We start from the raw sequence: 12,417 nt of genomic DNA on the forward strand, positions 1-12,417 counted from the left end.
CTAAGCCTCTCGTAATTTGGAATAATTTTTTCTTAAAAGTTGAGCGAAATATCAAGTCCTGCATGAGTAAGTCTTGATTTTAGTCTTAAAGCCTAAATAATCGGTGGTGCGATCTTCATGGAAACTGTCAGGTAAATAACAGATAGGCTCTCTGGCGCTTTTTTTATCGGAATCAGGTCATATTAAGCAACTAGCGAGTATAAAAGTTTATGGGAAGGGCTAGCTCAGTGCGTAATAAAAGATGGTTAGGTGCGATCGCCCTTCTCACTGGAGCGGGTTTTCTGGGCAACTATTTCAATTTGTCTCTTTTCTTTGGGGTTGATTTCCTCTTTGGCAGTATTGCAATACTGATTATTACTTACTACTTCGGCTGGGGTTGGGGAGGTTTTGCCAGTCTAATAGCAGGCAGCTATACTTATCTGCTTTGGAATCATCCATACGCCACCATCATTTTGGTAATTGAGGCACTGTTTGTAGGGTTTCTTTGCCAGCGCAAACATCCGAACCTCCTTTTATTTGATGGGATGTACTGGTTCTTAATTGGAATGCCTCTCGTTTGGCTTTTCTACGGTCAAATGCTGCACATGGAGGCGGCTCAAGTCTTGCTAGTTATGTGCAAACAAGCAGTCAACGGCATTTTTAATGCCTTAGTTGCCAGCTTAATCATTTCTTATGCGCCGAGTCATCTGTGGGTTAGGCATTCAAAGCATTTCCATATCTTCTCATTAAAACAAACTATTTTTCATCTGTTGGTTGCTTTTGTCTTTTTTCCAGGACTGCTCCTATTAGTTATTGATGGTAGATACTTAGTCGCTCAAATTCAGACGACTGTGCAAACTGAGTTACAAACAAACGGGATAAATCTCAGTAGCGATCTATCTAGATGGAATCAGCGACATCTCTTAGCGTTGAATACATTAGCGGAAAAATCGCTCATTCCTGAAGCCGCCACTGCTGCTAATCAAGCGATTCAATCATCCGATAAACTGCAACAAGACATTAGCCTGATTGAGCAGTGGTTTACAGATTTCGACAACATTTATGTTGCCGATTCATCGGGAACAGTTTTAGCGGCTTCTTCTCCTTTAAATCAAACCCGTCGGTGGTTGATTGAACAAAGCACCGAACATAAATCTCTAATTACCCTGGCTCAAGAGCGGTTGAGGCCTTGGATGGCTCCTATCCACAACGATTTATTAATTGATGAACCTCATGTAGGATTGAATTTTCCCCTGCAAGTTCAAGGTAATTTCCTTGGCCTGATCCACGCTTCATTAGCATTAAGCAAGATCCAAGCTCTATACATTTTTCAGCAAGAAAATCACCAATTACGCATTACATTGTTCGATCAAAACAACCGACAGATTGCCAGTAATCAATCCGACCAAAATCTTTTGAACACTGTTGATAAGTCAAAAGATGGCAGCACTCGCACCTTAGAGGGAACCTTGCAACAATGGGTTCCTAGCAAGGGCAACTATCCGATGATCCGTTGGAAAAACTCTCTCTATATACAGGAATTTATTATTAGCTCCGATCTGGACTGGAGATTACGCTTAGAAATTCCAGCAGCTCCCTATGTAGAAAATTTACAAAACCGCTACAGGATAGATCTGATTATTCTTCTCGTCATCACAATGTTGGCATTTTTGTCTGCAACGGTGGTTAGCGAACGACTGGTCAAGCCGTTATCCTTTTTAGCTCTCGCCACTACTGACTTACCCAACAAGCTTTCAGAAAAAACATTTGAATGGAAACATAGTTCTGTTACTGAAATCAATGAGCTTGCTAGCAATTTTCAAGTGATGGCGATCGCGCTAAATCAAAAGTTTAGGGAGATTAAACAGGCCAACGCTACATTAGAACAGCGGGTTCAAGAACGAACGCAAAGATTATCCAAAATCAATCGCTCTCTGAAAGCTGAAATTAAGAGACGTAAACAAGCCGAAGCTGAACTAAGAACAAGAGAGGCGGCGATACGAGCTTTATATGAAGTCACTGCTACCCAAAATCTCAATTTTGAGCAGCGTATCCAAGCGTTGATTGACATGGGATGTCAGAATTTTGGGCTTGCAAGTGGCATCTTGGCTCGTGTGCAAGATAATACTTATGAGGTGATGGTTGCACGATCGCCCGATCAACTCCTGAAACCAGGTGATGTCTTTGATATTAAGCAAACTTTGTGCTGTGAAGCTTTAGACACAAATGAACCCCTAACCATCGAACATATAGGCACATCAAAATGGCGTTGCCATCCTGCCTATCTTGCCCTTGGCATAGAAGCTTATATTGGAACACGAGTGTTAGTTGCAGGCAAAGTCTACAGTACCCTCAGCTTTTCTAGTAAATCTCCCCGTGCAGAAAGCTTTAAATCTGCCCATGTAGAATTACTGAAACTGATGGCTCAATGGATTGGTAGTGAAATTGAACGGCATCAGGCAGAAGTCGCTCTGCAAGCGAGTGAAGAGCGGTGGGAACTCGCCCTACGTGGTAGTAATGATGGGGTATGGGATTGGCACGTCAACACCAATGAAGTATTCTTCTCCGCTCGCTGGAAAGAGATGTTGGGCTACGAAGATCATGAAATCCCTAATCACCTGGATGAATGGAGCAAGCGGGTGCATCCCAATGATCTCGATTGGGTGATGCAAGTAATTCAAGATCACTTTGAGGGCAAAACTCCCTTTTATATTACAGAACATCGATTGCTTTGCAAGGATGGGAGCTACAAATGGATTTTAGCTCGAGGGCAAGCGCTTTTGGATGAAGCGGGCACAGTTGTCCGTATGACTGGTTCTCACAGCGATACTACCGAGCGCAAAAAGTTGGAGCAGGAAATTCAAGCCAGAGAGCAATTATTAAATGCTTTCTTTAACGGAGCTTCCCTAGCAGGGGTGGGGCTGTGTATCTACGATCGGCAGTTTCGATTTTTACAAATCAATGAGGCACTAGCTGAAATTAATGGCCACTCTGTCGAGGCTCACTTAGGTAAGACAACCGATGAGATTTTGGGAGAATTTGCTCCTGGTGTAAATGCACTGTTACAACAGGTTTTAACGACAGGAAAACCTTCCATCAACTTGGAAATTAGCACAGAAGTATCCAGTCAAACTGCTGCCCAGCGCTACTGGCTAACTTCTCATTTCCCCATTTTCAAGGATGCAGAGCAGCCTGTAGCAGTGGGTTGCATTCTGATTGAAATTAGCGATCGCAAACGAGCCGAAGCGGAACTGCAACAAATGAGTGCGGCGCTAGAAAATGCTGTGGCAGGCATTTCTCGGCTGGACTCTCAAGGACGCTATATGTCTGTCAATATGACTTATGCTGCCATCTGTGGATATGGGCATGAGGAAATGCTAGGGATGGAATGGCAAAGAACCGTTCATCCTGAAGATGTTGAGAAGATGGTGGCTGCTTATCAGCAAATGTTGAGGGACGGCAGAGTCGAAGCGGAAGCTAGGGGAATGCGAAAAAATGGCTCTAGCTTCTATAAACAAGTGGTGATGGTCTCTGCTTATGACGAGCAAAATGTGTTGGTCGGGCATCACTGCTTCATGAAGGATATTACCGATCGCAAGCAGGCAGAAGAAGCACTACAACGACAATTGGAAAAAGCCCTACTGCTGAAGCAAATTACCCAAGAAATTCGTCAAAGCCTCAATGCCCAGCAGATATTTGAAACGGCCGCTGTTCAGATTGGGCAAGCTTTTGGGGCCAGTCGCTGCTTAATTCGCACATACCTGGACAACCCACAGCCTCAGTTTCCTGTCGTTGCAGAGTATCTAGGAGTGGGATATGCACCCAGCGGGGAGAATGACATTCTGGCCGCGAGTCATGCTTATACCCAACAGTTGATGGCTCAAGATAAAGCTATCGCCTCCCCGGATGTCTACTGCGATTCATTCCTCACCTGTGCTCATTCAATTTGTACCAGTCTCAATTTGAGATCGACATTAGCAGTGCGAACCTCTTACCAAGGAGAACCGAATGGTGCCATTTGTTTGCACCAGTGCGATCGTTACCGTCAGTGGACCGCCGATCAAGTGGAGTTGCTAGAATCAGTGGCCGCTCAAGTAGGAATTGCCCTAGCTCAAGCCAAATTACTAGAGCAAGAAACTCGACAACGAGAAGAATTAACTCTGAAAAACTTTGCCCTGGAGCAAACTAGACGGGAAGCAGAAGCAGCGAGCCGAGCCAAAAGTGAGTTTCTGGCGATGATGAGCCATGAAATTCGCACTCCCATGAATGCGGTTATTGGTATGACGGGACTACTGCTCGATACAGAACTCAAGGCTCAACAGCGAGACTTTATCGAGACGATTCGTAATAGTGGGGATACCCTTCTGAGTATCATCAACGACATCCTTGACTTCTCCAAAATTGAGTCGGGCAAGCTGGAGTTAGAAAAGCATCCTTTGAGCTTGAGAGATTGCATAGAAAATGCGATCGACCAACTTGCAGTTAAAGCAGATGAGAAGGATATTGAGTTGGGCTACCTCATCCAGCCTCAGACTCCTAAGTTGATTTTGGGTGATGTCACCCGTCTCCGTCAGATTCTAGTTAACTTGCTCAACAATGCGATTAAGTTTACTGAAGCTGGGGAAGTTACCATTTCCGTGGAAGCCTCTCTAGTTGATTCTGACAAAACAATTTCTGAGCCAGGGAACTTGTCAGAAAGCTTGTATGAAATCCAGTTTGCTATTCAAGACACAGGCATTGGTATTCCAGCCAACCGGCTCGATCGACTGTTTAAGTCTTTTAGTCAAGTAGATGCTTCGACGACTCGGCAGTATGGAGGGACTGGTTTAGGTCTGGCGATTAGTAAGCGACTTACTGAAACGATGAACGGCATGATGTGGGTTGAGAGTTCCGGCCACGTCGGAGGAACCCCTTCACCCAAATGGCAAGCCGCTAAGCCTCATCGAGTCTCAATGGGTTCGACCTTCTACTTCACGATTGTGGCATCCTCTGTTGCTACTGAGTTAGCCGAACAGATTGAAATGCTACCAGAACTATCTGGCAAGCATTTATTAATCGTGGATGATCTGGCCACTAACCGACAAATTCTGACATTGCAAGCTGAGACTTGGGGGATGCAGATTCGCGCTGCCCAATCGGCGGTGGAAGCGCTCAACTGGCTTGAGAATGGAGAAACGTTTGATGTCGCTATTTTAGATATGCAAATGCCACAAATCGACGGCTTCACACTCGCCTCAGCCATCCACCAGCATCCTAAGTGCCACCGTTTACCCCTGGTGATGCTGACTTCAATGGGCAAACCAGAAGTGAGTTCTTCAGAACTCTCCACCCACTTTGCGGCTTGTTTAAGCAAACCCATCAAACAATCCCAACTTTATGAAGTCCTGACCCAGGTGCTACAAGCCCAACCGACGAAAGTTCAACAGCGCCCCCCTAGCTCTGTTCAGGATGAGATTAAACTTGCCCAGAGACTTCCACTGCGAATTCTGTTAGCAGAGGATCATCTGGTGAATCAGAAGGTGGCACTGCTGCTGTTAGAGCGTTTGGGATACCGGGCCGATGTTGCTGCCAATGGATTGGAAGTTTTGGAAGCCCTGAATCGCCAGCCTTATGATGTAGTGCTGATGGATGTACAAATGCCAGAGATGGATGGACTAGAAGCCAGCCGTCGTATTTGCCAGGAGTGGCCGGCTCATGCTCGTCCCTGGATTATTGCAATGACGGCAAATGCCATGCAGGGCGATCGCCAGGTTTGTCTTGATGCTGGCATGAATGACTATATCAGTAAACCAATTCGAGTAGATGCTCTCATCCAAGCGCTGAGTCAGTGTCCACCCAACCCGGAACCGCAGCAGGCCCAAAAGGAGGAATCAGATAGCCACAAGCCAGAAATTGATATGCCAGCGGTTAACCTCACTGAACTGCAAGCCTTCTGTAGCAGCATCGATCAAGATTCAACCCAGATTTTGAGCTTGCTGGCGAACTGCTACTTTGAGGAATCTCTAAAGTTGCTACAAGCTATGAAATTAGCGATCGCCCAAGCGGATACTCAAACCCTAAACCGAGTGGCTCATACCCTCAAAGGCAGTAGTGCGAATCTAAGCGCGGCTCCTCTGGCCAAGCTTTGTGCCACGCTAGAAGTTATGAGTACATCTGGTGAACTCGATCAAGCCTCAACGCTTTTGGCTCAAATCGAGGGTGAGTACGATCGTGTCAAGAATACTCTCCAAAAAGAGCTACAAAAGAGCGAAACTAATCTATGAAAGTCAATTAAATAGGCATCTTTTTGCATCAGGACTTAGGCAACTGTCACCCGCGATGCCGCAAGGTGGCTATGCGATTTCATACCCACGATCAAGCCTGATTCCAAATCTGTCAGCATCGAAATTATTCATATATTTCTTCTCGACCTCTGTGTAAATCAGCGTCAGTCCCTTGTCATCTGTGGCCAGAGAAATTCTCTTTTTTTTACCGCCGATGAGGGCAGATAAACATAGATTAACACAGATGAATTGTATCAATTTCGGCTGCACCCTGCGTGATTGTTGACTGTTGACTGGATTTTACAATAATGATTAATGACTAATGACTGCTGGCTGCTGTCGAAGCGGAATCTCGATCACAAACTCAGTACCCTTCCCCAATTCCGAATTGCATTTTAAAATGCCACCGTGTTTCTCTACCACAATTTGGTAACTAATTGACAGTCCCAATCCTGTACCTTTCCCTACCGACTTAGTGGTGAAAAAAGGGTCAAATATGCGTTTTCTCATAGATTCCGAAATTCCCGTGCCGTTGTCAGAAATCCGAATCACCGCGCTCGGAACAGTATCATTAAGTTGACCGATAGCAGTAGATATTTTAATTTGAGGAATTACAGATTGACCCGCGAGCAACTTGTGCGATTCCAAAGCATCGATCGCATTTCCAATGACATTCATAAATACCTGATTCAACTGTCCCGCATAACACTCAACTCGAGGCAAAATGCCGTATTCTTTGACTAGCACAATGTTTGGACTGTCCGCATTAGATTTCAGCCTGTGCTGTAAAATTAACAGCGTGCTGTCAATGCCCTCGTGAATATCAACCGCCTTCATTTGACTTTCGTCAAGACGAGAGAAATTCCTTAAAGACAGAACTATTTGACGGATGCGATCGGCTCCCACCTTCATTGAGGATAGCAATTTTGGCAAATCTTCTAGCAGAAATTCCAAGTCAATATCTTCACTCAATTTGTCTATTTCAGGACTAGACGCTGGATATTGCTGCTGGTAAAGTTCCAGCAAACTCAGTAAGCTAGCAGTATATTCACTAGCGTGATTGAGATTGCCGTAAATAAAATTAACCGGATTGTTGATTTCGTGAGCAATCCCGGCTACCAGTTGCCCCAAACCAGACATTTTTTCAGTTTGAATCAATTGAGCTTGAGTGTGCTGCAAATCCTTTAAACTTTGAGCGATTTGTTCTGCTTGGCGTCTGGTTTGAGCCAGCAAATCGGCTTGTTGGATAGCAACGCCTAATTGATTAGCAATCTGAGCTAAAAAGTTAACTTCTGAACTTTCCCAACAGCGGGGCTCAGAATGTTGATACGCTGTCAGCAAACCCCAAAGTCCTTGTCCTACAAAAATCGGCGCGATCGCATAAGCCTTCACCTGAAATTTCTCTAAAATACCGACAACACACTCCGAGTGGCCAACTTGATAGATATCGTCTACGGCTAGAGTTTCATTATTGGCATATCTGCCGCCTCGGTTTTCCTGCAAATAAGTATCTTGCCAAACTGTACTAATACCTTCCCCTACCAATTTTATCCAGCCATTTTTCACAAACTCGGCCACATAATAGCCACTCCAATCAGGATTAAATTGATAGACAGCAATTCTATCAACTTGCATAAACTGACAAACTTCTTGGGTTGCAGTCTTAAAAATCGCGTTGATATCGAGAGATTGTCGAATCTTAGCCACCACTTCAAACAGTATTCGCTGTTGCTCGGCTGCCCACTGCAAATCAACTGATTGCTGCCGCGTTTTAGCCAACAAATCTGCTTGTTCTAATCCTACACTCAACTGAATTCCAACTTGCCTAGCAAACTGAATTTCCGAAGTGTTCCAATGGCGCAAACCGCTGCACTGGTGCACGCACAGCAAACCCCAAAGTTCGCTGCCATTCATCAGCGGCATAATCACCTGAGCTCTAATTTGAAATTGAGCTAAAAGAGCAGCATGGCAGTCTGAGAGTCCAGCATTTTCGACATCTGATAGCACTTGAATCTGTCCCTGACTATATTTTTTGGCATAGTTTTCGCTAAAGAAATGATCGCGAACTTTGACATTCATTGCCGAAGAAAAACCAGGCAAAACATCTTCGATAATAAATTCGCCTTCATTAAAGTTTAAACTAGGATCAAAGCGATAAATGCCAACTCTATCTGCCTTTAAGATCCGCCGCAATTCTGTAGTTGTAGTACGAAAAATTGTATCTAAATCGAGAGATTGTCGAATCTTAGCAACTACCTCAAACAGTATTCGCTCCTGCTCTGCTGCCCGGTGCAACTCAACTGCTTGCTGCTGAGTTTGAGCTAGCAAATCTGCTTGTTCTAAAGCGATGCTTAGCTGAGCGGAAATTTGGGTAGCAAATTTAATTTCAGAAGATTCCCAGTTGCGGGGAGCCGAACATTGGTGTACGCACAGCAACCCCCAAAGGTGGTTGCCTTTCATAATCGGTGCAACTAAAGTAGCTTTGACCTGAAATTGCTCCAAGACTTTGTGAAAGCAATCTTGCAGTCCGGCCTGCCTGATGTCGGACATGGCGTGAACTCGCCCCGGAGAGTAGAGATTGGCGTAGTTTTCTCCAAAGCAGCGATCGTGCACTTTGACTGCCATTGCTGACACAAAATCTGGCAAAACATCTTCGGAAACGAATTCGCCGTCGTTAAATTGTGATGCGGAATCGAAGCGGTAAACCGCAACTCTATCGGCATTTAAAGCCCGCCGCACTTCCTGGGACATCGTGCTAAAAATTTTGTTCAAGTCGAGGGATTTCCGCATTTTTGCCACCACCTCAAACAGCACTCGTTGCTGTTGGGTCAACTGCTGTAGTTGAGCGGTGCGCTTTTGAACTTGATTTTCTAAGTTTGTGTTAAGTTCATCTATTTGTTGATCTAATTGGTAGTGGTTAATAGCATTAGAAAAGTGCGTGCCAAAAATTTGGAGCAATTCAATTTCTTCAGCCTTCCATTCGCGAATTTGGGCAGTTTTTGACTCTTTCCACGCTTCAAAAGATATCCGAGATTGGGCGAGGCGCTCGTCGCTATCAAACTGTCTAGCCCAGAGAGTTTCGGTGTCAAATTCTTCTCGAAAAATGGTTAAGTAACCGAATATGTGCTGGCGGGTTCTGAGCGGTACGATTAAAATGCTGCGAATTTTGGTCGATCGAAATGCAGGTTGCAGGCTTCTCAAACTGCTAATTTGGTACAAGTCGGAAATTGCCCAAACCTGTTGCTCGCCGGATTTAAAATATTCGTGCCAGACGCTGTATTGCTCAACCTGCGGGTATCTTGCCGAAATTTGCATCTTCGGCCCTGAGCCGCAAGTGTAGACTGTGAGTTCCCGATTCGAGTTATCCGAATAGGGAACTAGATTCGTCACCTTGCTGCTGTCGGAAATGAATGGCGTGGCAAAAATGCACAGCCTGCCGCCGGCAGCGTCTAGTGCTGCTACCGATTCTACCAAAGCTGTTTGGAGTTCAATCGCCGGCTGGGAGTTAAGGGCTGCGGCGACGCGGTTGACGGCAGCTTCCCGTTGAGCTTTCGCCCTCGCTTGGGCGAGGAGGGTTGATTGGGCTATGGCGACGCCGAGCTGATCTGCCACCATCTGAACGCCTTGGAGTTCGTTTTCTCCGACACTCCGGGACTCGGAGTGATGAGATACCAACAACCCCCAGAATTCTTCGCCGTGAAAAATTGGTACTACCAAGCAAGCCTTGACGCCCAGTGCAGTCAAGTATTCAGCGTGGCAGGGGTCAACAGCACGAAAGCGCATTTCGTCGGGCAGCAGTTGGCCGGAAACTGCCTCGCGGCGTGGACTTTGGCCTAGCTGCCCGGAATCTATATCGACGATCGATCGCACCTGTAGTTGGGCGAACAGTTCGCGGGCGTGAGGGGGAATATCGTCTGCTGGAAAATGCAGACCCAATAGGGATGGCAAGCGGTTGCCGTTAATTGATTCAGCAATAACTTCACCGCTACCGTCGCTATGAAATTTGTAGATTTTTACTCTGTCTGTTCCCAAGAAGGATTGAACTTCCGCTGCTGTTGCGCTCAGAATTTCGGGTAGTTCTAGAGAGCGGCGAATGCGGTTGGCGATGCGTTCGAGCAAATTTGCTCGATCGAACCTCACCTTGACATTTTCGATCTTTAATGAGTCCATTATTAATCTTTTGCTTTCCTAGCAATAATAGTAAGCCGCCCAAAAGTTTTGTGCCTGTTAAAAAATTCGGCAAGCACAGCCATTTAATAAAATATAAATATCCTGATGGCGATCGTCGATTAGTTTTGCACCTGTAGCAATCTGCCTTAAAATTGCAAGTTTTCAGTGCAACTTTCCATTGTGTGGGATTAAAACTTTTGTACTTTAAATATAAACTTTGTCGAGCCTGCCTTGCAAGGCATATACCCCAACGGATTAAAATTGTCAAGTTTCAAGACTTGTAGAGTCATTCACCGCCAGCGATGAAGGTCGCACCGAAATATCTCAGCCCTAGATGCAAAAGCTCGCTCAGGAACGAGCTGACGGAAAGAAACAGGATTGAATTCAACAGCTTAACTCAGAAACCGGGTTTCTACGTCTTGGATTGTATCTGCAGCTAGCGGGTTCGGAGAACAGTTGATCGACAATCCGCAGCTTTTTCAGATATTATTTGCTCAAAAAAAAGCTCCTGCCGTTAAGCAGGAGCCTTTTTCAACTAGACAATCAAATCAGAAATAAGTTCGATCGATTAGTCTAAGTCTGGCATAGAAAGTACCGCTTCATTTTCGCGATCGATACCCTTCTCAAAGCCAGCGACAGCCGCGCGAGCGCGACCAGCGTGCCACAAGTGGCCGACCAAGAAGAAGAAACCCATCACAAAGTGGAAACAGGACAGCCAAGAACGAGGAGAAGTGAAGTTAAACGAGTTAACTTCAGTCGCCACACCGCCCACAGAGTTCAAAGAACCCAAAGGAGCGTGAGTCATGTACTCAGCCGCACGGCGAGCTTGCCAAGGCTGAATGTCATTCTTGATTTTGTTCAAGTCCAAACCGTTAGTACCGCGCAAGGGTTCCAACCAAGGGCCTTGGAAATCCCAGAAACGCATCGTTTCACCGCCGAAAATGATTTCGCCAGTAGGAGAGCGCATCAGGTATTTACCCAGACCGGTGGGGCCTTGTGCAGAACCGACGTTAGCACCCAAGCGTTGGTCGCGGATCAGGAAGGTCAAAGCTTGCGCTTGAGAAGCTTCCGGGCCCGTCGGGCCGTAGAATTCGCTGGGGTAAGCAGTGTTGTTGAACCAGACAAAGCAGCAAGCTATGAAGCCCATCAGGGACAAAGCGCCCAAGCTGTAAGACAGGTAAGCTTCGCCAGACCAGATTAAGGCGCGGCGAGCCCAACCGAAAGGCTTGGTCAAAATGTGCCAAACACCGCCAGCGATACAAATCAGGCCAAGCCAGATGTGACCGCCGATGATGTCTTCCATGTTGTTGACGCTGACAATCCAGCCTTCGCCACCAAAAGGAGAGCGTACCAAGTAGCCAAAAATCACAGCCGGATTCAGAGTGGGGTTCGTGATAATACGCACGTCGCCGCCGCCCGGAGCCCAAGTGTCATAGACACCGCCGAAGAACATGGCCTTAGCTACCAGCAGCAGAGCGCCGCATCCCAACAGAATCAGGTGGTAGCCGATGATATTGGTCATCTGGTTCTTATCTTTCCAGTCGTAGCCGAAGAACGAAGAGTATTCTTCGAGAACTTCTGGGCCGCGAACGGCGTGATAAATGCCGCCCAAACCGAGAACAGCAGATGAAATCAAGTGAAGAACGCCGACTACGAAGAACGGGAAGATATCCGTAACTTCACCGCCGGGGCCGACGCCCCAACCCAAAGTAGCGATGTGGGGCATCAAGATTAAGCCCTGTTCGTACATGGGCTTTTCTGGGATAAAGTGAGCGACTTCAAACAAAGTCATTGCACCGGCCCAGAACACGATCAAGCCAGCGTGAGCGACGTGTGCGCCCAGCAGTTTGCCGGAGAGATTGATCAAACGAGCGTTGCCAGACCACCAAGCGAACCCGGAGGATTCTTGGTCGCGACCGCTTGCGTAGGAATTAGAGAGCGTTACCACCCGGTAGAACCTCCAACGATTTTAGATTTTGGATTTTGGGTTTTTTTGTTCCCTAGT

General features: G+C 46.3%; 3 protein-coding genes. 1 reads left to right on the forward strand and 2 read right to left on the reverse strand.

What is annotated here, in order from left to right; all coding sequences use genetic code 11:
• Positions 1 to 209: 209 nt before the first annotated feature.
• Positions 210 to 6,242, forward strand: a complete 6,033-nt coding sequence (locus QUA25_RS16065; RefSeq protein WP_445242239.1) for a response regulator — start codon at positions 210 to 212, stop codon at positions 6,240 to 6,242.
• A 312-nt stretch (positions 6,243 to 6,554) separates the two neighbouring features.
• Here QUA25_RS16065 and QUA25_RS16070 read toward each other — a convergent pair whose 3' ends face one another.
• Positions 6,555 to 10,412 carry a GAF domain-containing protein gene (locus tag QUA25_RS16070; protein ID WP_333039522.1) on the reverse strand — a complete coding sequence of 1,286 codons (3,858 nt, stop codon included), beginning with the start codon at positions 10,410 to 10,412 and terminating at the stop codon, positions 6,555 to 6,557.
• 568 nt (positions 10,413 to 10,980) lie between these two features.
• Positions 10,981 to 12,360: a photosystem II reaction center protein CP43 gene (psbC, locus tag QUA25_RS16075; protein ID WP_333039523.1), complete on the reverse strand. Its 1,380-nt coding sequence runs from the start codon at positions 12,358 to 12,360 to the stop codon at positions 10,981 to 10,983.
• Positions 12,361 to 12,417: the final 57 nt, after the last annotated feature.

Source organism: Microcoleus sp. Pol17C6, assembly GCF_036701145.1.
Lineage (GTDB): Bacteria > Cyanobacteriota > Cyanobacteriia > Cyanobacteriales > Microcoleaceae > Microcoleus.